This window comes from Riemerella anatipestifer (assembly GCF_035666175.1).
Taxonomy (GTDB): domain Bacteria; phylum Bacteroidota; class Bacteroidia; order Flavobacteriales; family Weeksellaceae; genus Riemerella; species Riemerella anatipestifer_D.
In genome coordinates this window covers 1,337,542-1,362,797 of record NZ_CP142016.1, presented here as the reverse complement: position 1 = coordinate 1,362,797, position 25,256 = coordinate 1,337,542, and the positions used below count along the sequence as shown (strand labels likewise).

Annotated in this window: 20 protein-coding genes and 1 pseudogene; 15 read left to right on the top strand and 6 right to left on the bottom strand. The window is 35.5% G+C overall.

Annotated features, from left to right (window positions below):
* Positions 1-18 precede the first annotated feature (18 nt).
* The 5 genes from VIX88_RS06780 (at position 19) to fabD (ending at position 7,905) form a co-directional block, all read left to right on the top strand.
* On the top strand, positions 19-1,455 hold the full coding sequence (locus VIX88_RS06780; protein ID WP_004916282.1) for a RagB/SusD family nutrient uptake outer membrane protein: 1,437 nt from the start codon (positions 19-21) through the stop codon (positions 1,453-1,455).
* A 107-nt stretch (positions 1,456-1,562) separates the two neighbouring features.
* Positions 1,563-3,464, top strand: coding sequence for a putative porin (locus VIX88_RS06775; protein WP_222535081.1), 1,902 nt, complete (start codon positions 1,563-1,565; stop codon positions 3,462-3,464).
* Positions 3,465-3,473: 9 nt separating this feature from the next.
* On the top strand, positions 3,474-5,054 hold the full coding sequence (gene bshC / locus VIX88_RS06770; RefSeq protein ID WP_004916284.1) for a bacillithiol biosynthesis cysteine-adding enzyme BshC: 1,581 nt from the start codon (positions 3,474-3,476) through the stop codon (positions 5,052-5,054).
* A 37-nt stretch (positions 5,055-5,091) separates the two neighbouring features.
* Complete coding sequence (locus VIX88_RS06765; protein WP_109475401.1) at positions 5,092-6,987, top strand: LysM peptidoglycan-binding domain-containing protein; 1,896 nt, start codon at positions 5,092-5,094, stop codon at positions 6,985-6,987.
* Between the two features lie 42 nt (positions 6,988-7,029).
* A complete protein-coding gene (fabD, locus tag VIX88_RS06760) occupies positions 7,030-7,905 on the top strand; it encodes an ACP S-malonyltransferase (RefSeq protein WP_109475400.1) in 876 nt (291 codons plus the stop codon).
* Between the two features lie 77 nt (positions 7,906-7,982).
* Here the strand turns inward: fabD and VIX88_RS06755 are convergent, their stop codons facing one another.
* Both VIX88_RS06755 and VIX88_RS06750 read right to left on the bottom strand, forming a co-directional pair.
* Positions 7,983-8,282 (bottom strand): thioredoxin family protein, encoded by a 300-nt coding sequence (locus tag VIX88_RS06755; protein ID WP_064969808.1) that lies wholly within the window; start codon positions 8,280-8,282, stop codon positions 7,983-7,985.
* A gap of 6 nt (positions 8,283-8,288) precedes the next feature.
* Entirely contained in the window at positions 8,289-8,600 is a 312-nt protein-coding gene (locus VIX88_RS06750; protein WP_004916288.1) for a rhodanese-like domain-containing protein, read from the bottom strand.
* 551 nt (positions 8,601-9,151) lie between these two features.
* On the opposite strand from VIX88_RS06750, the gene VIX88_RS06745 reads away from it, so the two are divergent.
* The 5 genes from VIX88_RS06745 to VIX88_RS06725 all read left to right on the top strand — a co-directional run bounded on the left by VIX88_RS06745 (position 9,152) and on the right by VIX88_RS06725 (position 13,935).
* Entirely contained in the window at positions 9,152-9,763 is a 612-nt protein-coding gene (locus VIX88_RS06745; protein WP_064969806.1) for a hypothetical protein, read from the top strand.
* A gap of 19 nt (positions 9,764-9,782) precedes the next feature.
* Entirely contained in the window at positions 9,783-10,181 is a 399-nt protein-coding gene (locus VIX88_RS06740; protein WP_162616563.1) for a hypothetical protein, read from the top strand.
* A gap of 20 nt (positions 10,182-10,201) precedes the next feature.
* A complete protein-coding gene (locus VIX88_RS06735) occupies positions 10,202-12,187 on the top strand; it encodes a collagen-like protein (RefSeq protein WP_222535082.1) in 1,986 nt (661 codons plus the stop codon).
* Between the two features lie 86 nt (positions 12,188-12,273).
* Positions 12,274-13,152 carry an IS982-like element ISRa1 family transposase gene (locus tag VIX88_RS06730; protein ID WP_004918508.1) on the top strand — a complete coding sequence of 293 codons (879 nt, stop codon included), beginning with the start codon at positions 12,274-12,276 and terminating at the stop codon, positions 13,150-13,152.
* A 63-nt stretch (positions 13,153-13,215) separates the two neighbouring features.
* Entirely contained in the window at positions 13,216-13,935 is a 720-nt protein-coding gene (locus VIX88_RS06725) for a hypothetical protein (RefSeq protein ID WP_064971295.1), read from the top strand.
* A 101-nt stretch (positions 13,936-14,036) separates the two neighbouring features.
* On the opposite strand, the pseudogene VIX88_RS06720 reads toward VIX88_RS06725, so the two are convergent.
* Positions 14,037-14,291: pseudogene (locus VIX88_RS06720) on the bottom strand (DUF4293 family protein); the annotation flags it as partial.
* Positions 14,292-14,872: 581 nt separating this feature from the next.
* Positions 14,873-15,265, bottom strand: a complete 393-nt coding sequence (locus tag VIX88_RS06715) for a DUF4293 family protein (RefSeq protein ID WP_064971296.1) — start codon at positions 15,263-15,265, stop codon at positions 14,873-14,875.
* Positions 15,266-15,447: 182 nt separating this feature from the next.
* Here VIX88_RS06715 and rho point away from each other — a divergent pair, with 182 nt between their 5' ends.
* Both rho and VIX88_RS06705 read left to right on the top strand, forming a co-directional pair.
* Positions 15,448-17,145 (top strand): transcription termination factor Rho, encoded by a 1,698-nt coding sequence (rho, locus tag VIX88_RS06710; protein WP_064971297.1) that lies wholly within the window; start codon positions 15,448-15,450, stop codon positions 17,143-17,145.
* Between the two features lie 101 nt (positions 17,146-17,246).
* The gene (locus VIX88_RS06705; protein ID WP_127919812.1) at positions 17,247-18,125 is read left to right on the top strand and encodes an IS982-like element ISRa1 family transposase; all 879 of its coding nucleotides are present in this window, start codon (positions 17,247-17,249) and stop codon (positions 18,123-18,125) included.
* Here the strand turns inward: VIX88_RS06705 and VIX88_RS06700 are convergent.
* Both VIX88_RS06700 and VIX88_RS06695 read right to left on the bottom strand, forming a co-directional pair.
* A complete protein-coding gene (locus VIX88_RS06700; protein WP_064971214.1) occupies positions 18,105-18,722 on the bottom strand; it encodes a hypothetical protein in 618 nt (205 codons plus the stop codon). The genes VIX88_RS06705 and VIX88_RS06700 overlap by 21 nt on opposite strands.
* A gap of 644 nt (positions 18,723-19,366) precedes the next feature.
* Entirely contained in the window at positions 19,367-22,042 is a 2,676-nt protein-coding gene (locus VIX88_RS06695; RefSeq protein ID WP_064971213.1) for a carboxypeptidase regulatory-like domain-containing protein, read from the bottom strand.
* A gap of 173 nt (positions 22,043-22,215) precedes the next feature.
* Between VIX88_RS06695 and VIX88_RS06690 the strand changes: the two genes are divergently transcribed.
* From VIX88_RS06690 to accD, 3 genes are all read left to right on the top strand, one after another.
* Positions 22,216-23,082 (top strand): NAD kinase, encoded by an 867-nt coding sequence (locus tag VIX88_RS06690; protein ID WP_004917271.1) that lies wholly within the window; start codon positions 22,216-22,218, stop codon positions 23,080-23,082.
* Between the two features lie 55 nt (positions 23,083-23,137).
* Positions 23,138-24,208 (top strand): class II fructose-bisphosphate aldolase, encoded by a 1,071-nt coding sequence (gene fbaA / locus VIX88_RS06685; RefSeq protein WP_064971212.1) that lies wholly within the window; start codon positions 23,138-23,140, stop codon positions 24,206-24,208.
* Positions 24,209-24,319: 111 nt separating this feature from the next.
* Entirely contained in the window at positions 24,320-25,171 is an 852-nt protein-coding gene (gene accD, locus VIX88_RS06680; RefSeq protein ID WP_064971211.1) for an acetyl-CoA carboxylase, carboxyltransferase subunit beta, read from the top strand.
* Positions 25,172-25,256 lie beyond the last annotated feature (85 nt).

The window sequence follows — 25,256 nt, the reverse complement described above, 5'->3', positions numbered from 1 at the left end:
AAGTAAAAAAATAAAAAAATGAAAAAGTATATAATAGCGACCTTGACTTTATTATCTGTCGTAAATTGTAGTGATGAGTTTTTAAATACGGAAACTCAAGATTTAGTTTCAACAGATCGTTTTGAGGATGTGTTGAAAAAATATCCAGAGAAGGCTATGTTTATATTAGGAGGGTTGGAGCAAGGTAATACTAGGTATTTAGCCTCTTCTAATACTCGAGAAGCGAGTACTGGTGCACACGATGATTTTGGGTATATGTCTATAAAATTGGGGCTAGATCATATGACAAATGATTTTATTCAAACTCAGAATCATTGGTTTTCATCATATTATAGATATTTAGCACCTAATGTGGATAACACTGGAACGGAAATGATATGGAAGTTCTATTATAAAGTTATCTTTAATATGAATGAACTTTTGACTAATCTACCAGAAGAAAGTACTTTAGATCAGCAAGGGCTTTATTTTAAAGGGAGACTTTTAACTATGAGAGCTGCATGCTATTTGGATCTTATAAGACTTTATGCAAAAGGATCTGAGGGGATACCATATATTGCATTAGAGAAAGGAATAAGTGTTGCGTCTAGGTATCCTACTGCTAGTGTCTATGGTGAAATAGAGAAAGACTTGTTACGTGCTTATTCTTTGTTAAATGGATACTCAACTGGAGCATCAAAGGAGTTTATTAATCAAAATGTAGCTGCTGGTTTTTTAGCCAGGTTGTACTTAACTACAGGAAATAATTCTGAGGCAGCAAAATATGCAAAATACGCTAGAACGGGTTATTCACCTATGAGTTCAACTCAGCTTATGGATGGTTTTAGTGATATTAATAATCCAGAGTGGATGTGGGGTACAGATATTTCTACATCTACATCTACAGTTTATGCATCGTTCTTTTCTCATATAGCAAATTTAAGTCCTGGATATGCAGGATTATTGAGGGTGTATAAGAGTATAGACAAAAGGCTGTATGAAAAAATATCAGATACTGATATTAGAAAGAAGTGGTTTGATGGTACAGCCCATAACCTTCCGAAGTATGCTAATGTTAAATTTGTAGATGCTACAAGGTTTGAGGGAGATTATGTTTATATGAGGGCTTCAGAAATGTATCTTATAGAAGCCGAAGCGTTGGCGTTATTTGGGGATGAAGCTAAAGCTAAACAGGTTTTATTTGAACTAATTTCTAAGAGAGACCCTTCTTATTCATTATCAACTAATAGTGGTCAAGCTTTGCTAGAGGAGATAAGAACTCATAAAAGGATAGAGTTATGGGGAGAAGGGGTTACATTTTTTGATATGAAGAGATTGAACGAAGCCTTGGTTAGAGATTATGCTGGTAGTAACCATGCTAGTCACGGTAAGTTCAATATAGAAGCAGGAAGTGATAAGTTCAGATTTAAGATTCCTCAAAGAGAATTGGATACCAACCCAAAGGTTTCTAACTAGGGTTTTGTTGTGAAATTCTAAACTTACTTTGATTTTAAATATTTGGAGTAAGTTTGTTAGAATTTTGTAAAACTTATTTTACATATCTTTGTACCTCATAAAACTTTATGAGGTACATTTTTTTTATAGTAGTGTTATTGGCTTCTACTTGGGTAAAAGCACAAGAGAAATCGGTAGATAAAATAAAGCAAGATTCATTAGTCATAGATAGGGGAGAGAAAGACTCGGCTAAAGTCTTTATTCCTACTATTCAAGATTATAGATATAAGAAACAATTTGGGCAGTATCAAGTATTTGATACGGTTTTTAGTATAGACAAATACTATCAGTTCATTCAGTATAATAATAGAGATGTTTTTGGTAAGGTGCCATTTGCTAATGTAGGAGCAGGTTTTCAAGATTTAGTGTATTCAGTTAATCCAGAGCAGAACCTAACTCTTTTGCCAACCAATAAATCACACTTCATACAAGGTATTCAAGATATACGCTATTATGATGTTAAAACGCCTACTACGGCTTTTGTTTACCATAATGGTGTTGGAAATGGGGGAACCCTAAAATCTACCTATACTCAAAATATTGGGCAGAATTTCAATTTTGCGTTGGATTATACAGGACTTAGGTCTCAAGGGTTTTATAGAAGAAGTTTAACCTCTAGTAATAATTTTACAGTTTCGGCACAGTTTCAGTCTAGAAATCAAAAATATCAAGCTTATGCCCACTTTACACACCAGAATGTTAATGCAGAAGAGTATGGAGGTATTGTAAGCTTGGATAATTTCCTTAACGATACCCGATTTAAAAATAGAAATAATCTCGAAGTTAACCTCACGGGTTCTGATTCTAGATTTTCATATAGAAGGTATTATTACAGCCACGAATTTCGTCCGTTTTCTTCGGAGCGTTTTCCGTTTAAGTTAAGGCATAGTATTTTTCATCAAGGTAATAAGTACTATTTTAAACAATCTAGTGTAGAAAGTTATTTTCAACAAAGAGGTGGCGGTGTATTAACAGAGATGCCTTTGGTGAATAAAAAATATTCTGAGAACTTAAGTAATACATTAAGTTTACTTTGGGATAATGAAAAATTTAAACTAGATGCAGGTATTAGGCATCAAAGTATCAGTTTGGGTACGGGTAATGCCCAGTTTGATATTTATAAGGAAAATAGGCTAGGAGCGATTGGGAATTTAGACATCAATCTTTGGGATAAACTGAAATTACAGTCTTTCTTAGAAATCTCTAGAGGCGCTGTTTTTGGAAATTATTTAAAAACAACCAATCACTTAAAGTTAGAGCTTATTGAGGGTTATTTCTTAGATGCTAAAGCTAACTTCCAGTCGGTAGTACCAAGTTTTAACTATTTGGTAAATGCTTCGCTTTATCCTAATTTCAATTATCAGTGGCAAGATTTCAAAAATCAAAATATTCTAGAAATTGGTGGAACTTTAGGCTTGAAATGGTTTGATGCGAAAGTATCCGCTAATTATTTTAGGATAGACCAAATGGCTTATTTTAATGAGTTGTATCAGCCTAAGCAAGGTTCGGCTTCGGTTAATATCTCTCAGATTGGTGGAGAAGCCTTGTTTAAGTATGGTAAATTTAACTTTAATCCAAATCTTTTATTTCAGGCGGTTCTCAATAATAAAGATTTGTTGCCTTTGCCACATTTTGTAGGAAGACTCAATTTCTACTATCAAACACCAGCCTTTAAAAAAGCAGCAGAGTTACAGACAGGAATCCAAGTGTATTATTTCTCAAAGTTCAACTCTAGAGAATACGCTCCTGTACTTAACGAATTTGTGTTGCCGTCTGCCTCTGCTCATAGCATAGGAGGGCAGCCTATTGCTTCGGCTTATTTTAATATGAAAGTGAAAAGAATGCTTATCTATGCAGAAGCACAGCACTTTAATACTACATTTATGAAAAATAGGTCATATACAGCACCATATTTTCCTATTTCTGATTTTAGGCTTAATTTAGGTGTAGTTTGGTATCTTTTTTACTAAATTTGAAGTATGAAAACGCTTATTCCATTTCAGGAGATAGATACAATCCCTAAGCTAATTAGGGATTTTTTAGATGATAAAATAGAGGATTTTAAACCGTATTCATTTAATATTACCAACATAGCTGAAAAGATAGAGGCTAAATCCCAAACATTTTCTAACGAGAAAAGGGAGGTTTTAGTTAAAGTCATTCAAGAGCAATATGAAGGTATTGAGCTTTCTTCATCACAAAAGGAAAATTTGGAAGCTTTGCTAAAAGAAAATACATTTACTATTACTACAGGGCATCAGCTTAATTTGTTTACAGGACCTGTATTTTTTATTTATAAGATTTTACAGACGATTAAAACGAGTGTTTATCTTAAAGAACAATTTCCTGAAAAGCATTTTGTTCCTATTTTTTGGATGGCTACGGAAGACCATGATTTTGTTGAAATCAATCACTTCAGGACAGATGAAAATTACTACGAGATAGAAGGTGTACAAGGTGGAGCGGTAGGTAGAATTAAGGTTGAGTCTAACACGTTTTTAGAACAATTTAAAAAGGAAATGGAAAGTTTTCCTTTTGGAAAAGAACTTACTGATTGGCTTGATAAGGCTTATGGTTTAGGGCAGAGTTTATCGCAATCTATAAGAATTTTAGCTCAAAAATTATTTTCAGATTATGGACTTTTACTCATAGATGGAGATGATAAGGCTTTGAAATCACAAATGTCCTCCATCTTTAAAGAAGAGCTTTTTTCTCAAAAACTTTATAACGAAACTAAACAAAAGGTAGCGTATTTAGCACAAACATACTCTAAAGTGCAGGTAAACCCTAGAGAAATCAATTTGTTTTACCTTACAGATAAACGCCAAAGGATAGATCGAGATGGAGATTTATATAGAGTGATAGAGACCAAAAAGGTATTTACGGAGCAAGAAATGTTGGAGGAGTTACAAAACTTTCCTGAAAGATTTAGCCCTAATGCTTTGATGAGACCTGTGTATCAGGAGACAGTGTTGCCTAATATCGTTTATATAGGCGGAAATGCAGAAATAATGTATTGGCTAGAGCTGGTAGATTATTTCAAAAGTATAGGGTTAGAATTTCCAATTTTAATACCACGCCATTCATTCACTTTTATTGATGAAAAAACTTTTGCTAAAATTGGTAAGTTAGAGCTTAATGTTAAGGATTTTTTCAATGATTATCAGAGAGTATTTGGAGAAAAACTATTGGGAAATTCAGTTTTATTACCTATTATTGACGAGAAAGAAAAATTGCTAAAGCAAGGTTTTGATGAATTGAAAGAAAAAGCTCAACAGACAGAAGTTACTTTCTTTAACCTTGTGGAAGCAGAACAGAAGCGTCAGCTAAAATCGTATCAAAAAATGAGAGTCCGCCTGTTAAAAGCAGAAAAGAAAAAAAATCAAGATTTGTTAGAACGATTGAATCTACTAGCAGACAAGATAAATCCTAATGCTAAATGGCAGGAAAGACAATATAATTTTAGCGTATTTTACAGAGGTTTGGGTAAAAAATGGTTGGATATCTGTTTAGAAGAAATGCCTGTGGATAAGTCGGTAATGTTAGTGTTAGCTATTTAATTGGAAAAATGTATTTTTGCAATCTAGTTTATAAACAATGAAAAAAATATTAATTGCTCCTATATTTTTAATGAGTTTCTTTTTACAGGCACAAACGCACACTGTAGCCGAGAAAGAGACACCATATTCTATCTCTAAAAAGTATGGTTTATCTCTAAAAGAACTTTACGAACTTAATCCTGAAATAAAGGACGGAGCCATTAAGATAGGACAAACCCTTAATATTGGTAAAAAATCAACTGGGCAAAAACAGAAAGTAGTGGCTGCTTCTAAGGAGGTTCAGTTGGGTAAAATTATATTGAAGCCAAAACAAACTTTGTATAGTTTAACACGCCAGTACCATGTTACAGAAGCAGAGGTAAGAAAGCTTAATCCAAATTTAGAAATGAAGATAGGGGAGGAAGTGGTATTGCCTTTGGATAAAATTACCAAATATGGGGCGTCTGAACTAGTAACCACTTCTACTCCTAAAGAAGTTGCTACTCCAGCTCCAGCACAGGAAAGTTCGTCTGTAGAAAAAACAACGAAGACTTTATCTGAAGGAGAATATGAAGTGCAGTCAAGAGACAACTATTCTCGTATTACAAAGCAGTTTGGAATCAGTAAGAAAGATCTTTTCGCACTTAATCCTGGCTTAGAAGAAAGTGGATTGAAAGTTGGGGATATCATTAAAGTGAAGCACCCATCTGTCACAAACTCTACAGAGAGTGCAAAACCAGACTTTTCAGAAACTAAAAAGGTAACTCCTTCTCAAGAAGATTATATTACTTATACCGTTCAGGCAGGTGATACTGTTTTTGGTATTCTTAACAAGTATGATTTAGATTTAGACCAACTCTTAGAACTAAACCCTCAAATTTCAGATGGACTAAAGCCAGGAATGGTTCTTAAAATAAAGAAATTTAATAAAGCCTATGTTAAGAAAAACACAAATGCACTTAAAGTGGTGTTGATGTTACCATTTGGCTTTGATACGGGAGATTCTAAATACAGAGGGCTTGCGACGGATTTCCTTATGGGAGCGAAGTTGGCAGTGCAGATGAATGCCAAGAAGGGGCAAGAGTTAGATTTTAATATCATAGATGCAGGTAACGAAAAAGCATTTAAGAAGAATTTAATCCAGATAGACCCATCTAATACAGACTTAATTATAGGGCCGTTATTCAAGTCCAATGTGTTAGAGGTTTTAGATTATGTTAAAGATACTCAAATTCCTGTAGTAGCTCCATTTGCTAATAGCGAGGATATGTATGATTTTGGTAATTTAATTATTGCTGAAACAGATAAAACCATCTATGCTGATAGGATTGCAAAAGAGGTTAAAGAGGTTTTTTCTAACCAAAAGATTTATATTGTATCAGGGGCAGATACAATAAACGCTGATTATATAAAAACAAAGTTGGAGAAATCTTTAAAGAAAGCGGATATAGTTATAGTAGATAATGCATCTAAAATAGAGCTAGAGCAGAATATGATGACAGGGCAAAGCTCTCCAGTAATAGCTATTTTAGCAAGTGATGACGATGCTGTTGGTAATGCGTTTGCTTCCAAGCTGATTAATTTATCTAAAGAAACTAAAGGTATCAAAGCTTTTAGTATGTTCTATACGTCGGCTTTTGATAAAAAAGTAGATGAGCTAAGTCAAGCTAGTTTGGTGTATATTATGGATAGAAAAATAGATTCAGAAGGAGATTTTGAAAAAGAAGTTCTAGCCGCTTATAAATCCAAATATTGCAAGACTCCTTCCAAATATGCTGTGGTAGGTTTTGATATCGTTAATGATATGCTTTCTAGAGAAAATAAGAAAGGAGAAATATTTAAGCAAATGGGGCAAACTCAAACACAGTTAGCTACAAAATTTGAATTCCAAAGAGTAAAACCAAATGGTGCCTATGTAAATGTAGGTTACCGTGTAGTAAGACTTTTACCATAAATTTAATTAGAAACTAAAGAGATAATCTTTGAAAAAATAAATATGAAAGCATTAGTGTTCCCAGGTCAGGGGTCTCAGTTTGTAGGAATGGGACAAGAACTGTACGATAGCAGGAAAGATATTAAAGATTTAATGGAGTTTTCCAATGAGATATTAGGTTTTAATATCCTGAAAATTATGTTTAATGGTTCAGAGGAAGATTTAAAACAAACCAGAGTAACGCAACCTGCAATATTTATACATTCGGTAGCCGCAGTTAAAGCTATAGATGCCACAGGTGTTCAGATGGTAGCTGGACACTCTTTAGGGGAGTTTTCTGCATTGGTGGCGAGTGGCGTTTTATCTTTTGAAGACGGTTTAAAATTAGTAGCACAAAGAGCTGATGCTATGCAAAAAGCGTGTGACGCTAACCCTTCTTCTATGGCGGCTATTTTAGGTTTAGAAGATGAGAGAGTGGAAGAAATCTGTACTCAAATAGATGGGGTAGTAGTACCTGCAAACTATAACTGCCCTGGGCAATTGGTAATATCTGGAGAAACCAAAGCAGTAGAGGAAGCCTGTGCTAAACTTAAAGAAGCGGGAGCTAAGAGAGCATTGCTATTACCTGTTAATGGAGCATTTCATTCACCACTAATGAAGCCTGCACAAGACCAGTTAGCAACAGCGATAGAAAATACAAAATTCAGAAAGGCGAGTTTTCCTATTTATCAAAATATTACAACCACTGCGGTGGCTAATGAGGAGGATATCAAACAAAACCTTATCGCACAGCTTACAGGGCCTGTAAAGTGGACGCAGTCTATTCAAAATATGATTAAAGACGGTGCAACTTCTTTTGTGGAAGTAGGTCCAGGTAAAACATTACAAGGGTTAATCAAAAAGATAAGTTCAGAAGTGGTGGTATCTTCTGCAATGTAAAAAAACTAAGTAAACGAGTTTAATAAAAAACTTGCACTCTCTATAAAGAGTGCAAATTTTTTTATAGAAATTTATACTTAAGCAAAATCTTTAAGAAGTTGAGTTAGGGTATTTACATCGTGTACGCCACTACCTTTCCAAAGGAGTTCACTATTTTTAAAAATCATAAGAGTGGGTACACTTCTTACGCCGTATTCGTTAGCGATAGAAGGGTAATTGTCAATATCTATTTTTACAATTCTAGCCGTATCTCCCACATTTTCTTTCACGGTGTTAAGTACCGAAGACTGTACCTTGCAAGGTTGGCACCATGTAGCAAAAAAGTCTATGAGTACAGGTTTAGGAGATTCTATGAGTTCTTTAAATTTTTGAGACATACCTTTTTATTTTAGAATTTTCTTTTGAAGAGAGCTCCAGCCTCCACCATTATAAGCAGTAAAGCCATTATTAGATAAGATAGATTTTGCCGAAGCACTACGCATACCACTGGCACAACAGGTAATTACGGGTCTGCTTTTATCTAAGCGATTGAGGTTTTGGTTTAGCTCCTGTAATGGGATATTGATGGAGTTGAAAATATGCCCTGAATTGTATTCGGCTTTCGTTCTCACATCTATTATTTGAGCTCCCTTTGCGGCTAAATCTTGAAAATCTACGGTGTTCCCTCCGAAAAGTTTTTTTATAAAGTTTAACATAAACTATATCTATTAAGGTTTAGTACAAAACTAAAATATTATTTTCTGATTTTAAAATAAAACTATGATTATTAGCAGTTTTTATTAAAAAAACTTGTATACTTTACTAAAAGGTTATAAGTTTGTACTAGTTTTTGTATTATAGCTATAATACAGCTAATTATACATAAACACTGATAGTTAGAATAATTGTGTAAACACACACATAAACACACACGCAAACCACAATTATTATGCTTTCTTGTACGAATGTTTCGTTATGTAAGCCATACCCTGTATTCTTTTTACGAGTTTATGGGGTTTTTGTGTGTGCTTGTGTTTTATGTTTATTTCACTTTGATTTTCATATTTCTACACTAGGAGCACCGTTATTTCATAAGCTTAATTTGTTGTTGTTTTTGTTTGGTGTTCCTAGTTTTTTTGGAATATTAGAGGGAATTCTTCAAAAATCTCAATGCTTCTTTCTATCTTATATTGCTTTAGAAATAAGTTTTCTAAGGGATTGTTTATGCCAGTAAAATAAAATTAATTCAAACAAAAAAATAAAATTTATGAAAACAAGAACGACTAAATTAAGCCTGTTAGCTTTTATTGGCTTAGGATTATCAGCTTATGGACAAGTGGGTATTAATAATCCAGATCCTAAAGCTACTCTACACATTGATGCTAAAACTACTACAGGAAGTACCAATGAGGGGATTCTTATCCCTAGGGTAACTACAGCAAAGGTACAAGCTATGACAGGAGCCGAAGAGGCTACTTTGGTGTATGTTTCTGATGGAGTAGCTGGTACAGGAGTAGCATCGGAAGTAAGTGGTAAAGGGTTTTACTTTTTTGATAAAAGTATACAGAAGTGGAATAAGTTAGGAGCTACAATATATAAAACTAGGGAAGTTCAGGGAGGTGGAACTATAACATTGACGGCAGATGATTATTTTCTAATAAAAAAAGATTCGGGAGCAGTTACTTGGACTTTTGATACAGCGGGTGTTGTTAATGGTAGAAAGATTTGTATATTTAATGATGCTCCAGGAACATCAGGATCTACATTGACAATATCTCCTCAGCCTAGAGGATTATATGGAGGGTCTATTTACCAGAATAGCGGTTTATGTTATATATATTATGGTGGTAAATGGTATGGTTCAGAGGGAGGTAATTAATATGAAAAAAAAATCTAATATGAAAAAAAATCTATTATTAGCTGCGGTTGCTCTTGGAAGTATTGCATTTGGTCAGGTTAGAACAAATTCTACTGTTAATCAAGAGGTATTGTCTAATAGTACCACATTTATGGATGCTTCGTCCTCTCCAGATTGGAACAGTTCAATCAATCTAGGAAAGGGGTTAATATTCCCTAGAGTGGATTTAGTTCAGCTTACAGCTTTATCTAGTGTAGGCTCTGGTGGACCTGCTAACTATCCTACTCGTATGGATGGTATGTTGGTTTATAATGTAGGAACTGGTAGATCTGGTCTAGGAGGTGTAGATGTAGTCCCAGGTTTCTACTATTATGAAAATAAAAGTACTACGCTTAATGGCGGTACTTGGAAGCCAATGGGTAGAGTGCTACTACTTTAGCAGGAGCAGATGGTAAAAGTGTGCTTAATGGTGCTTCCGCGCCACAATCTGCTGTGGGAAGTGAAGGAGACTTTTACATCAATACAGCTACTAACCAAATTTATGGTCCTAAAACTGCTAGTGGTTGGGGAATAGGGACATCTCTTGTTGGTCCACAGGGCGCCCAAGGTATTCAAGGACCTCAGGGTCCAGCTGGGGCTACAGGTCCACAAGGTTTGCAGGGTCCAGCCGGTCCAGTAGGAGCAACTGGAGCTCAAGGTTCTTCTATGTTATCAGGAACAGGAACCCCAGCTTCTAGTTTAGGAGTGAATGGTGATAGTTATGTAGATGCTGCCACCGGTACCGTTTATAAGAAAACTTCAGGAACATGGACAAGCACAGGTCAAACATTAAAAGGACCTCAAGGTGTAGCGGGTCCAGCAGGGGCTACAGGTCCGCAAGGCTTACAGGGACCAATAGGTCCTTCTGGAGTTATCACTGCTACTAATGGACTTATCTATACTGCTAATACCCAAACGGTCTCATTACCTACAGCAACAAATGGTCAAGTATTAAAATGGAATGGTACAGCATGGGCACCAGGAACAGATAATAATACAAATACCACCTATACTGCTGGTACAGGTTTGTCATTAAGCGGGACTACCTTTAGTCATGCCGCTCATACAGGAGATGTAACAGGTACAACATCATTAACGATAGCGAACAATGCTGTAAACTCGGCTAAGATAGCAGATGGTTCTGTATCTACAGTAGATTTAGCCGCAGGAGCTGTGACGGCTGATAAACTTAACCAAATGAATGCAACAAATGGTCAAGTATTGAAGTGGAACGGTACAGCATGGGCTCCTGCGGCGGATAATAATACAAATACTACCTACTCAGGATCTACCTCTATTACCTTAAGTGGGACTTCTTTCCAAAGAGCGGCTTTAACAGGAGATGTTACAGCAGCAGCGAATAATAACATCACTACGGTCGCTCGTATCCAAGGTCGTAATGTGGCTAATACAGCTCCTGCTAGTGGACAGGTATTAAAATGGAACGGTACAGCTTGGGCTCCTGCAGCAGATGATAATACTAATACCACTTATACTGCTGGTACAGGTTTGTCATTAAGTGGGACTACATTTAGCCATGCCGCTCATACAGGAGATGTAACAGGTACAACATCATTAACAATAGCAAACAATGCTGTAAACTCGGCTAAGATAGCAGATGGTTCTGTATCTACAGTAGATTTAGCCGCAGGAGCTGTGACGGCTGATAAACTTAACCAAATGAATGCAACAAATGGTCAAGTATTGAAGTGGAACGGTACAGCATGGGCTCCTGCGGCGGATAATAATACAAATACTACCTACTCAGGATCTACCTCTATCACCTTAAGTGGGACTTCTTTCCAAAGAGCGGCTTTAGCGGGAGATGTTACAGCAGCAGCGAATAATAACACCACTACGGTCGCTCGTATTCAAGGTCGTAATGTGGCTAATACAACTCCTGCTAGTGGACAAGTATTAAAATGGAATGGTACAGCATGGGCTCCTGCGGCAGATGATAATACGAATACTACCTACTCAGGATCTACCTCTATCACCTTAAGTGGAACTTCTTTCCAAAGAGCCGCTTTAACGGGAGATGTTACGGCGGCAGTGAATAATAACACCACTACGGTCGCTCGTATTCAAGGTCGTAATGTGGCTAATACAACTCCTGCTAGTGGACAAGTATTAAAATGGAATGGTACAGCATGGGCTCCTGCGGCAGATGATAATACGAATACTACCTACTCAGGATCTACCTCTATCACCTTAAGTGGAACTTCTTTCCAAAGAGCCGCTTTAACGGGAGATGTTACGGCGGCAGTGAATAATAACACGACTACGGTCGCTCGTATCCAAGGTCGTAATGTGGCTAATACAACTCCTGCTAGTGGACAAGTATTAAAATGGAATGGTACGGCTTGGGCTCCAGCGGCGGATGATAATACGAATACTAATATTTAACCCGTTGTGCATTATGAAATGAAAAAAACAAGAGTTGTTTATTAGACTGAAAATCAGTATATTGTTTTTGCTATAAAACGATATAAATGAACAACTTAGAGCAAATATATGAAAGAATTTTGGAAGTTTTAGGACTTTTTTCAGAAAATCAACTGATTAGTTATCAGAGAAGAACACCTAAAATGAGCGATTTAGAAGTCATAAGTCTTAATATTACTGCTGAATACTTGAGTATTGATAGCGAATTACAGTTATTTAGAAAATTGCCAAACTCTCTGATAAACAAAATTGAAAGAAGTGTTTACAATAAGCGAAAACGAAGACTATCCCTACAAACAGAGCAAATTAGACAGCGTATTTCGATGGAGTTCAATGAGTTTGAAGATATTTTTATCGTTGATAGCATGCCAATGAAAGTTTGTGAAAACGCTCGTTCTACTCGTTCAAAAATTTGTAAAGAGCAATCCTATTCTTCACCAACATATGGTTATTGTGCTTCACAGAAATTATATTTCTATGGCTATAAACTACACGCAGTATGTTCTTTAAATGGTGTGATTAAGAATTTTGATATAAGCCCTGCATCCGTTCACGACATCCACTATTTAAAAGATATTGGTGAGCAAATGCGAAACTGTACTTTAATTGGAGATAGAGGCTATTTATCAGCAAAAGTTCAAATAGATTTATTTAACTATGCTAATATTAAATTAGATACACCAATGAGAAGTAATCAGAAAGATTATATTCCTCAATTTTCATTGTACAAGAAAAAGCGAAAACGAATTGAGACATTTTTCTCTCAACTTTGCGACCAATTTATGATTAAAAGAAACTATGCTAAAACTTTTGAAGGCTTTAAAACAAGGATAATCAGTAAAATAACCGCCGCAACGGTTATTCAATATATCAATAAATTTATCTTCCAAAGAAAATTAAATCATCTAAAAATCAGTATTATTTAAAATGCACAACGAGTTAATATTTATAATACTAATGGTACACTTACAGGGGCAAGAACGGTTAATATGGGAACTAACAACCTCATGTTTACAGGAACAGGAAATATAGGGATAGGGACTCAAAGCCCATCACAAAAGTTAGAGGTAAGTGGTAATGCTAAAATCAGCCAAATGACAGATGCTACATCGCTGGAAAGTGAGTATACTAAAGCTGTAGTAGCAAAACCTGATGGGACTTTAGGGGTTGTAAGCAGAACTAACCCTACCATACCAAGTGGTGTAGATATTATTTACGCGAATCCTTTTGAGTATACGGATATAATGGAAGGGAAAAATTTATATTACATTGAACAGAATCCTGCTGTAGGACAGTATTACTTTAGGTATACTGGGTATTCTATCACATTACCTCCAGGGCAATGGATGATTTATTGTGGCTATTTACTGGGAATGAAGAACGCTGTATTTACTAATCAAACAGTATGGGTAAAGGCAAGAATATCAGAAACAAAAACGAACCAAAGGACAGATTTTCAAGGAGCAGCTATGTCGGGAGGACCAAAATCTATATCTACTAATATACTGCCCAACACCAATTATAGTATGGCAAATGGAATATGGATAGTTAACAATACGAGTACAACAGCTAAAACCTATTATGTTCAAATATCTTTTGAAAAAATCAATGGTACTTTTGCAGATATTCCTACCGTATCAGCATCATTAAGTGACCAAAACAATATACCACATAATGAGAATTATTTATTTGCGTTAAAACGTAATTAATCTATTGGTTAAGTGGAAGTTTAGTAAATATGTGTGTTAAATAAAAAGCGCCCAATTAATTGGGCGCTTTTTTCACTCAAAATAAAAAAATCGTTGTGAGTTTATCGAAGTCTGTCTACAGATTTTACAAGCCTTTCGTCTCTCGTTATATACACATTTGCGATTAGCAAACATGTAATAGAAATAAACTACAAACAGCGTCTCAAATACCTTTCTCTAGAAAATCTATTTCTCTAGGGTAGGTTTAGTAATCAGTAAATCAATACACCTATCAACAAAGCGTTTATAAAAATGCTGATGCGGCTCAGCATGATTTGTCTTTTTCTATTTTTAAAACTGAAAATACTAAGGGATAGTGTATCGCTAATAACTCGCAACCCCGCTCTCTATCTGCTCTAGTAAGAATGCAACTCTAAAAAGATAGAACTTATGATAAAACATTTGTCAAAGTCTTTATCAAGGGTTTGAGTAGAGGTATATGGGGGCGTTCATTCATGTGTAATACCTTTAAAATAGAGAACATCTAAAAAAGTTATAGTGGAGGCTATTCCCTTTATAAGGGGAAGGTGCTTCACTGCCTAATGCGAAGCCTCCTCCCTCGGTAAGGGGAAGCCTCTTCACTCGTACGAGTGAACTATTTTAAGTTTGGTATAAGGTAGTCCCCTATCAAATAAAATGAAAAACAAACATTTCTACAAATAAGGTCAATGGGGTGCTATTATCACGCACGCTCTGCTTTACCGAGTAGAGAGCTCCTACCTTATCTAGCAGAGATGTTCTGCTCGTACGAGCAGAACATCTCTGACAATATAGATATTGGGTATACCATAACTATAGATGAACTTTTGGGGCTTTATTACGATTGTTTATCCTCCATAAAAAAAGCTCCCAATTAATTTGGGAGCTTTTTCACTCAAAATAAAAATCGTTGTGAAGTTTATCGAAGTCTGTCTACAGATTTTACAAGCCTTTCGTCTCTCGCTATATACACATTTGCGATTAGCAAACATACAATAGAAATAAACGCAAACAGCGGCTCAATACCTTTCTCAGGAAAATCTATTCCTCCAGGTAAGTTTAGTAACCAGTAAATCAATACACCTATCAACAAAGCGTTTATAAAAATGCTGATGCGGTTCAGCATGATTTGTCTTTTTCTATTTTTAAAACTGAAAATACTAAGAGATAGAAGTATTACCAATAATCCGCAACCTAATAGAATAGGCAGATTTCCCATAGTTATAACTTCTACATCTTGAGATGACATAAAAAGAAATACAGCTCCCATAGTAGCCAAAAACATCCAAATAGTTTGTATTCTTTGAAGCATCGGTTTAGTTGTATAGTTTTAAATTGTAGTGCAAAAATAGGAATAATTTTTTGTATTTGTCAAAAATAATGTAGATTTGCAGTACAGATTCAGTATAAACTTTTACTCAGCTCTTGGGTAGAGTTACACTTTTTAGATTAAATAATCCACATTTTTAAATATTACAGAAATATAATTCAATTATGTTTGATATAGAAACTCTTGAGGCTAAATCTTCGGCTGAACTTACGAAGATTGCTAAAGATTTAGGCATTAAAACAGGTAGAGGGGCTACAATGAAAGACAAAGTCTATGCTATTTTAGATTTTCAAGCCTCTAATCCACAACAAACTAAAGACTATTATAACTCTACAGAGATAGTTAATGAAAAGAAAGAGAATCATCAAACTCAAGAAGATTCTCAAGCGGTAGAGAAAACAACAAATAGGAGAGGAAAAAGGACTCCAAAAGCAGATAATGCAGTTAAGGAGGTAGAAACGAAAGACGCTGAAATTTCACAAGTTGAAGAAGTTTCTGCAGAGAATACTAAAGAGGAGCAACAAGAAGCTAATTCTCAGAGAAAGACTCAAAGAAAGCGAGTGAAGAAAAAAACGGAGCAAATATCAATATCTGAGAATGCTAAGGAGACCGATACTCCAGTGGAGATAGAGGCTAAAGAAGATAAACCTCACTCACAACAACAATCTAAGAAACACAAAAATCAATCACAGCCTAACGCCAATCACAAAGAAAAGAACGAGCAGGAAACTGAAAAGTCCTTTAATTTTGATAATTTAATCACTATAGAAGGAGTGCTTGAAATTCTGCCTGATAACTATGGTTTCTTGCGTTCTGCAGATTTTAATTATATTTCTTCTCCAGACGATGTTTATGTTTCTACTAATCAGATTAGAAATTATGGACTAAAAACGGGAGATACTGTGAAAGGCACAGTAAGACTTCCTAAAGAAGGAGAAAAATATTTCTCTTTACAAAAGCCATTAGAGGTTAATGGTAGAGACCTTAGTTTCATTAAGGACCGTGTGTCTTTTGAACATTTAACTCCGTTATTTCCTCAAGAGAAATTCAATTTAACAGGGGCTAATGCTACTATTTCTACTAGAGTGGTAGATTTGTTTGCTCCGATAGGTAAAGGGCAAAGAGCTATGATTGTTGCTCAGCCTAAAACTGGTAAAACCATGCTTCTTAAGGATATAGCTAACTCTATATCGGCCAATCACCCAGAGGCTTATATGATGATTTTGCTGATAGACGAGCGTCCAGAGGAGGTTACCGATATGCAAAGAAGTGTAAATGCGGAGGTAATAGCTTCTACTTTTGACGAGTCTGCTGAAAAGCATGTTAAGGTAGCTAATCTAGTGCTTTCTAAAGCTCAAAGAATGGTAGAATGTGGGCACGATGTGGTGATTTTGTTAGACTCTATCACGCGTTTAGCTAGGGCTTACAACACAGTAACACCTGCTTCTGGTAAGATACTTTCTGGTGGGGTAGATGCCAACGCTTTACATAGACCTAAAAGATTTTTTGGGGCAGCAAGAAAGATAGAAGGTGGAGGTTCGCTTACCATTATTGCAACGGCTCTTATAGATACGGGGTCTAAAATGGATGAGGTGATTTTTGAAGAGTTTAAAGGGACAGGTAATATGGAACTGGTTCTAGATAGAAAAATAGCAAATAAGAGAATTTTCCCAGCGGTAGATATTACGGCGTCTAGTACTAGAAGAGATGACCTTCTTCACGATGAAATTACCCAACAACGCATGTGGATTTTGAGAAAATACCTTTCTGATATGAATCCTGTAGAAGCAATGGAGTTTGTTCAGAAACAAATGAAGGGTACTCAAAGTAATGAGGAATTCTTGATGTCTATGAATAAGTAAATTAATTTTAAATAACCCGTTGTGCATTATGAAATGAAAAAAACAAGAGTTGTTTATTAGACTGAAAATAAGTATATTGTTTTTGCTATAAAACGATATAAATGAACAACATAGAGCAAATATATGAAAGAATTTTGGAAGTTTTAGGACTTTTTTCAGAAAATCAACTGATTAGTTATCAGAGAAGAACACCTAAAATGAGCGATTTAGAAGTCATAAGTCTTAATATTACTGCTGAATACTTGAGTATTGATAGCGAATTACAGTTATTTAGAAAATTGCCAAACTCTCTGATAAACAAAATTGAAAGAAGTGTTTACAATAAGCGAAAACGAAGACTATCCCTACAAACAGAGCAAATTAGACAGCGTATTTCGATGGAGTTCAATGAGTTTGAAGATATTTTTATCGTTGATAGCATGCCAATGAAAGTTTGTGAAAACGCTCGTTCTACTCGTTCAAAAATTTGTAAAGAGCAATCCTATTCTTCACCAACATATGGTTATTGTGCTTCACAGAAATTATATTTCTATGGCTATAAACTACACGCAGTATGTTCTTTAAATGGTGTGATTAAGAATTTTGATATAAGCCCTGCATCCGTTCACGACATCCACTATTTAAAAGATATTGGTGAGCAAATGCGAAACTGTACTTTAATTGGAGATAGAGGCTATTTATCAGCAAAAGTTCAAATAGATTTATTTAACTATGCTAATATTAAATTAGATACACCAATGAGAAGTAATCAGAAAGATTATATTCCTCAATTTTCATTGTACAAGAAAAAGCGAAAACGAATTGAGACATTTTTCTCTCAACTTTGCGACCAATTTATGATTAAAAGAAACAATGCTAAAACTTTTGAAGGCTTTAAAACAAGGATAATCAGTAAAATAACCGCCGCAACGGTTATTCAATATATCAATAAATTTATCTTCCAAAGAAAATTAAATCATCTAAAAATCAGTATTATTTAAAATGCACAACGAGTTATTTTGAATAATAATATTCGCCTTTTCTCCTCTTGGATCCTTTCTTATCAAATTAGTTCCATCACCGACTATGATATCATTCCAATTGACATTCCCTTGGCTAATATAGGTTTTACCATTGTCAAAAATTTCAAAAGAATGATTATTGCTCTTCGCTCTTTTTGCATAAATAGCATCGGTACCATTATACACCCATTCTTGCTCCTTTGCTCCAGCAGTGCTCTTTACCCACTCTGTACCATCATAGTAATAGTAGCCTTTCTCAGTAATTTTAGCCACCCTAGGGTCAGTACCTTTATAAGCACCTATAGTACCGTTGGTTTTATCAGCATCATCTATTACATAGACTAAGGTGCCCTCTACAGGTGTTTCAATGCTTGCCACACGGGTTTTACTTAATTTGGGAGCTAAAATCCCCTCGTTGGTCTTGGCGTTATCTTGACCGTTGGTTGCATTAGGCTGAACATCTAAAGTGGCTCTAGGTGAGGAGATATTAACCCCTACTTTCCCGCTTTGTCCGTAAGCTACTAAGCCTAAACCTAAAAAGGCTAACACACTTAATTTTGTAATCTTTGTTGTCATAATGTTTAATTTTAAAAGTTGATATTTAATTGCTTAAGATTATAGATGTTAGATATTGGGTTTTAGAGGTTGGAGGTTTTGATGAGGCTGTACTAAGTTCTAATCCCTCATATCTCACCTCTAACCTTAAAAAACGCCTTCCCCCTTCTAAACACACACAAAACGAGAGGAAAGGCTAAAACAGAAAGAAAGTGAAAACTCCCTTTCTGAACACTAAAAGCACCCAACAAGAACGACCATGTTATGAGACAAAACAATGGTGCTTTTAGCATGTATTTATGAAAGCTAAAATTAGAATGGTGTAAACGCAAAAATCCGCCAACGAAAGTTGGTGGATTTGTATTTATAATTAACGATAAAAGTCTAAAGAATTTTCTAGATAATAGGACGCATATACACGAAACTATCTGTCTGTGTCTGTCTGTGTCTGTGTGTGTTTACGAAATTATTTGGAACAGCCAAATAATTCGGGTGTTTTTTTACATTTGTTTGTATGTGGTTGGTATCGTGTGTCATAAAACTAAAGCAAACTTATTACCTTTTATAGAAGTATGCAAGTTTTTGGATATGATTTATGTTAAAAATAAAAAAATACTACCCCAAAAGTAGGGTAGTATTCTTTGTCTAAGAGAGAGTAAATATGTTTATTTAAAATTAAACTTTACAGTAAACATTACTTGGCTTGGTCTTATATAAACTAAACTTCTACGGATACTGTTGTCTTGAGTACTTATGGTAACTGTTTCGTAAAATTTGTTGTTGGTAATGTTAAGCCATTTTAGCTCAAAATCTATCTTCTTTTTAGCCCAAGTGTATTGGTAAGAGAGGTCGTAGAAACTGTTTCTAAAGGCGCTTTCGCCCAATGTTTTATAGGTGTTGTCGTCCCAAACTAGACCTATGGTGTGGTTGTCCATAGGATAGATATAGGCAGCTAGATTATGCGACCAATTAGAAAACTTATAAGTAGTATTGGTCTGTGCATTTTGGTTTTTGTTCCAGCCCATAGAGATGTTGTAATCTACACTAAGCCAAGAGAAGAATGTGTTATTAAACTTAGCTCCTAAAGATTGGCTGTTATTTTTGTTATAAATGAGGTTGCTGTTAAGCATTGAAATATTCTCAGAATCACTATTTCTAAAGCTGAAAGATAGGTTAGATTTGAACTTAGGGAAATACTTTCCTATCTCTGCACTTTGTGACTGAGAGGTAGCGGTATTGTCAAACTCCTTGACTTCAGAAATAAATGAAGCTGCATTTCTAGTTACAGAAGTAATGAGATTTCTTTTAAGAGTACCATAGCTGTATCTTAGGTTGAAAAACAAGTTGTTAAGTGGGTTTCTATACTCTAATGTAGAACCGATGCTTTTAGAAAGATTTTCGGGCATTACATTAGATTGTGGAGCTCTGTTTACAAAGAAGTCGGGGGTGTTCATCATAATTCCTTCGTAGATAGACCCAAAATTTCCGAAGCTGTAATTAAGGCTTCCGTAACCTCTAATCTTCCAAAACGAAGCAAAATCATAGTTCATAAAGAAGCTAGGTTCAAACACCGTCTTGTTAATCTCTCTATTTCTACCATTTCTTAGGAAATCTTTGTAAGAAATGCCATAGAAATTCACAGGAGCATTAAGGTAAATATTTAAGCGTTCGCCTTTATAGTTTGCCGAAAGTTTGGTGGAAGGTCTTAGCTCGTTCCACTGCATATTGTTTTGGTAATTGATATTGTAAGGGAATAGTGTACTGCCATTGATGCCATAAAGCTCCGACTCCATTTGGTTGAAATTGATGTCTAAACCTACCTCTGGGGTTAAAGTCCATTTTCCTGCACTAAATCCTACGGAAGCACTGTGGTTGATTTCGGTACTTTTGATGTTTAGGTTTTGTTGTAGCCTTTGATAATTTTGGCTATTGAAAAGTTTTTGAGAGTAGCTGCTAGGGCTAGATTCTAATGTTTGTCTATCATTTTTAACACTAATGAAAGACATCACATTCACCAACTTTTCACCTACTGGAATAATAGAACTTAAAGAGTTTTGGAATGAGTTGGTAGGGGCATAAATATTCTGCATAGCAGATCTGCTTCCCGTGATTTCATTTTTGCTGACGTCAGCATTGTTATCGCTCCAGAAGCTGTTCCAAGTAGTTACATTCTTAAAAAATCCTTTCTTGGCATTTTTAGTGAAGATGAGCTCTCCTTTCGCTTGATTGGTATAAAAGTGGTTAAGTCTTCTAGCACTAAAAGTTTCGGTGCCATAGGTTACCTCTTGTAAATCTTCTCTTTCTACGGCGTTATTCGTGTAGCTGGCGTTAGCCTTTAGCTCCCATTCTTTGTTTTTGAAAGGGTTGGTAAGTAGGTTAGCGGAGAAGAAATGCACATTGTTAAAGAGGTAGCGTCTTTCAGGAACATTAGGGATCGCAGCGGTCTCTACGCCAATCCAGCTTTCTTGGTCTACATTGCGTCTTACGCCTTCCCAACGGTTACCAAAAGAGAGTATTCTTCCTTCTTTTTCTACACTCTCGCCTGTGTTGTTGGCTTTGTAATTAACTACCCATTGGTTCTTTTGCCCAAAAAACATAGGTGTAAGTTTGGTATTCCATAATAAAGGGGAAGTCCCAACGCCTACCTCGCCTCTACCAGTCATGGTAACTTTATTTTTAAGTTTGATGTTGATGGCGGCTTTCTCCGAAGGTATTTTATCTTGTAGAATCTTTACAGGTTGATGGTTTTCCATTACTTCTACCTTTTGTACAGCGTCTTTTGGGAGAGCGTTGTTTATAGTTCCATAGCCACCTTCCATAAGGTCTTTACCGTTTACATAAAACTTATTGATGGCTTCACCTTGGTAGAGTACGGTACCATCTTTATTAACTTCTATACCTGGTATTTTCTTTAGAACATCGGCTAGAGTACGGTCATTTTTACTTTCAAAGGCTTTTAAATCGTAAGAAATAGTGTCGCCTTTTTTGGTAATCATTCTTGTTTTTAGTTTTACCTCCTTTATTTCCGTAGCTTGTTGAGAAAGGCTGAAATTAAGCGTTTGGCTTTTATTAGCAATTTCTTTAACTTGGGTTTGATGATTAAACGCCTTTACGGTGAGCTTTACCTTGTCTATGGAGGAATTTATGGTTACTTTGTAAACCCCTTTGCTGTCTGATAAGGCATAGGTAAGAATGGCATTTTTTCCTATTTCTTCTACGGTAACACTTGCACTAGGAACGGGCTGCCCTTCTGTATTGGTGATTTTCCCAGAGATACTGGTTTGAGCCCAAAATACGGCACTGAAAAACAGGAATAAGAATAATGAATGAACTCTAATCATTGGTATATAGTTTATAAATTGTTAACCTAATAAGTTGTAATTATCTAAATTTTGTTACAAGTATAAGATAAAAAGTTTAAACTGTAACCAAAACGCCTTATTTTTATAGGAATCATTAAAAAAATAATTGTATTTTTGGAGGGTCAAATTTAGTTTAATCTAGAAAATCATCTATGAAAGCGGCCATTTACTCCCAAAAGAAAGATTTAGATACATTTCTTTATTTGAGTAAGTTTATTTCGGAGTTAGAGAAGCGAGGGGTAGAGTCTGTGTTGCACGAAGGTTTATCAATAGATTTGGCTTTTTCTAAAAACTTTAGAACTTTTAATGATAAGGAAAGTCTGAAGAATGCAGGAGTAGATTTGTTTTTTAGTTTTGGTGGTGATGGTACCATTCTTAATGCCCTTATCTTCATACAAGACTTAGAAATTCCAGTGATTGGTGTAAATACAGGGCGTTTGGGCTTTCTAGCTTGTTTCTCAAAAGAGGAGATTTTCCTCAATATAGATAAAATCCTAAAAGGAGAAATGCTAATCAGCAGAAGGTCTGTGATAGAAGTTTCTACTAAAGATACCGTGATAGATTTCCCTTATGCTCTAAACGATTTGAGTATCACAAGGAAGGAAACTACCTCTATGATTACGATAGACACACATATCAATGATGAATTTCTTACTGTATTTTGGGGAGATGGTTTAGTGGTTTCTACACCTACAGGTTCTACCGCTTATAATTTGAGTTGTGGTGGACCTATTATCTCGCCGAGAGCAGATAATTTTGTGCTTACACCTATTGCACCGCATAACCTCAATGTGCGACCTATTATTCTTAAAGATGATGTAGAAATAAAACTCACGGTAGAAAGTAGAGTGCCAGAGTTTTTGTTTTCTTTAGATTCTAGGCTTTATAATGTAGGTATAGATGATGAAATTATAGTGAAGAAAGCCAATTTTGAAGTATCACTAATGATGACGAAAAGCATCAATTTCTATGAAACGCTTCGCCAGAAGCTATTATGGGGAAAAGATAAAAGAAACTAACAAGTTGAAAAGTAATTAAAAATAAATCAGTAATTAAAAGTAAAAACATTACACTATGAGTAAACTTTTTCCGGCAGGAGTTGCCACAGGTTCAATGGTTAGCGAGATTTTTCAGTACGCTAAAGAAAATAAATTTGCTTTACCAGCGGTTAATGTTATTGGTTCTAGTAACATCAACGCTACTATGGAGACAGCAGCTAAGCTTAATGCACCCGTAATCATTCAGTTTTCTAACGGTGGTGCAGTATATAACGCAGGTAAAGGTCTTAGTAATGATGGACAAAAAGCAGCTATCTTAGGAGCGGTAGCAGGTGCTAAGCATATCCACACTTTGGCAGAGGCTTACGGTGCTACAGTTATTCTTCATACAGACCACTGTGCTAAGAAATTATTACCTTGGATAGATGGTCTATTAGATGCTGGAGAGGCGTTTTATAAAGCCAATGGTAAGTCGCTTTACTCTTCTCATATGTTAGACCTTTCTGAAGAAACATTGGAAGAAAACTTAGAAATATCAGCTAAGTATTTCGAAAGAATGGCTAAAATGGATATGACGCTAGAGGTAGAAATAGGCGTTACAGGAGGAGAAGAAGATGGGGTAGATAATACCGATGTAGATAACTCTAAGCTATACACTCAGCCAGAAGATGTGGCTTATACTTACGAAATCTTAAAGCAAATTTCTGATAAATTCACTATCGCAGCAGCATTTGGTAACGTACACGGTGTGTATAAGCCAGGTAATGTGAAATTAACCCCAGAGATTTTATTAAACTCACAAAAATATGTACAAGAGAAATTTGGTACAGTAGAAAAGCCAATTAACTTTGTATTCCACGGAGGGTCTGGGTCTTCTTTAGAAGAAATAAGAGAGGCTATAGACTATGGTGTTATCAAAATGAATATTGATACTGACCTTCAGTTCGCTTACACCGAAGGTATTAGAGATTATATGTTAAATAAAGTAGAGTATCTAAGAACTCAAATAGGAAACCCTGAGGGAGACGATGTTCCTAACAAGAAATTCTACGATCCTAGAGTTTGGCTAAGAAAAGGAGAAGAAACTTTCAGAAGTCGTCTAGAACAAGCATTTGAAGATTTAAACAATGTTAATACATTGAAATAAAAAAATCTTGTATTTTTGCAACATTAATTTTACCGTGTAGGAATGTAAATGATATGATTAAACACTCCTACACGGTGTTATGAAATCAAACTTAATTTAAACAAAACGCTTATGGCATTTGATTGGTTCAGAAGAAAGGCTAAAAATATTACGACTTCTACAGAGGAGAAAAAAGACATTCCTAAAGGGTTTTGGCACAAAACACCTACAGGGAAAATTATAGAATATGATGAGCTTAAGGCCAATCAGTTTGTATCTCCAGAGGATGGTTTCCATGTAAGGATAGGAAGTAAAGAGTATTATGATATTCTTTTTGATGAGGGTAAATTTAAGGAGTTAGACGCTAAGGTAGAAAGTGTGGATATCCTTAAATTTAAAGATACTAAACCTTATACCGACCGTCTTAAGGAAGCTAAAGCTAAGACTAAACTTACCGATTCTATCCGAAATGCAGTGGGTAAAGTAAACGGTACGGAGATGGTGGTTTCTTGTATGGATTTCGCTTTTATTGGAGGGTCTTTAGGTTCTGTAATGGGGGAGAAAATTACTAGAGCGATAGATTACGCTATTAAAAATAAACTTCCGTATGTGCTTATTTGTCAGTCGGGAGGTGCAAGAATGCAAGAAGCAGCACACTCTCTAATGCAAATGGCGAAGGTACAAGCTAAGCTGGTACACCTTTCGGAAGCGGGATTGCCTTACATTGCCTATCTTACCGACCCTACTTTTGGTGGAATTACAGCTTCGTTTGCGATGACGGCAGATGTAATCATGGCTGAACCAGGAGCTCTAATCGGCTTTGCTGGACCGAGAGTTATTAAAGAAACCATAGGAAGAGATTTGCCAGAAGGATTCCAAACTTCAGAGTTTTTAAAGGAAAAGGGATTTGTAGATTTCATAGTAAACAGAAAAGAAGCAAAAGTACTAGTTTCTAAAACCGTGAATCTCCTAATGAATAAATAGAATTAGAGTTTATATTTTTGATAAACCTCACCCGTTGTGCATTATGAAATGAAAAAAACAAGAGTTGTTTATTAGACTGAAAATC

Coding starts and splice junctions, on each gene's coding strand:
- VIX88_RS06780 (WP_004916282.1), top strand. CDS start 19: ATGAAAAAGTATATAATAGCGACCTTGACTTTATTATCTGTCGTAAAT.
- VIX88_RS06775 (WP_222535081.1), top strand. CDS start 1,563: ATGAGGTACATTTTTTTTATAGTAGTGTTATTGGCTTCTACTTGGGTA.
- bshC (WP_004916284.1), top strand. CDS start 3,474: ATGAAAACGCTTATTCCATTTCAGGAGATAGATACAATCCCTAAGCTA.
- VIX88_RS06765 (WP_109475401.1), top strand. CDS start 5,092: ATGAAAAAAATATTAATTGCTCCTATATTTTTAATGAGTTTCTTTTTA.
- fabD (WP_109475400.1), top strand. CDS start 7,030: ATGAAAGCATTAGTGTTCCCAGGTCAGGGGTCTCAGTTTGTAGGAATG.
- VIX88_RS06755 (WP_064969808.1), bottom strand. CDS start 8,282: ATGTCTCAAAAATTTAAAGAACTCATAGAATCTCCTAAACCTGTACTC.
- VIX88_RS06750 (WP_004916288.1), bottom strand. CDS start 8,600: ATGTTAAACTTTATAAAAAAACTTTTCGGAGGGAACACCGTAGATTTT.
- VIX88_RS06745 (WP_064969806.1), top strand. CDS start 9,152: ATGAAAACAAGAACGACTAAATTAAGCCTGTTAGCTTTTATTGGCTTA.
- VIX88_RS06740 (WP_162616563.1), top strand. CDS start 9,783: ATGAAAAAAAATCTATTATTAGCTGCGGTTGCTCTTGGAAGTATTGCA.
- VIX88_RS06730 (WP_004918508.1), top strand. CDS start 12,274: ATGAACAACTTAGAGCAAATATATGAAAGAATTTTGGAAGTTTTAGGA.
- VIX88_RS06725 (WP_064971295.1), top strand. CDS start 13,216: ATGGGAACTAACAACCTCATGTTTACAGGAACAGGAAATATAGGGATA.
- VIX88_RS06715 (WP_064971296.1), bottom strand. CDS start 15,265: ATGCTTCAAAGAATACAAACTATTTGGATGTTTTTGGCTACTATGGGA.
- rho (WP_064971297.1), top strand. CDS start 15,448: ATGTTTGATATAGAAACTCTTGAGGCTAAATCTTCGGCTGAACTTACG.
- VIX88_RS06705 (WP_127919812.1), top strand. CDS start 17,247: ATGAACAACATAGAGCAAATATATGAAAGAATTTTGGAAGTTTTAGGA.
- VIX88_RS06700 (WP_064971214.1), bottom strand. CDS start 18,722: ATGACAACAAAGATTACAAAATTAAGTGTGTTAGCCTTTTTAGGTTTA.
- VIX88_RS06695 (WP_064971213.1), bottom strand. CDS start 22,042: ATGATTAGAGTTCATTCATTATTCTTATTCCTGTTTTTCAGTGCCGTA.
- VIX88_RS06690 (WP_004917271.1), top strand. CDS start 22,216: ATGAAAGCGGCCATTTACTCCCAAAAGAAAGATTTAGATACATTTCTT.
- fbaA (WP_064971212.1), top strand. CDS start 23,138: ATGAGTAAACTTTTTCCGGCAGGAGTTGCCACAGGTTCAATGGTTAGC.
- accD (WP_064971211.1), top strand. CDS start 24,320: ATGGCATTTGATTGGTTCAGAAGAAAGGCTAAAAATATTACGACTTCT.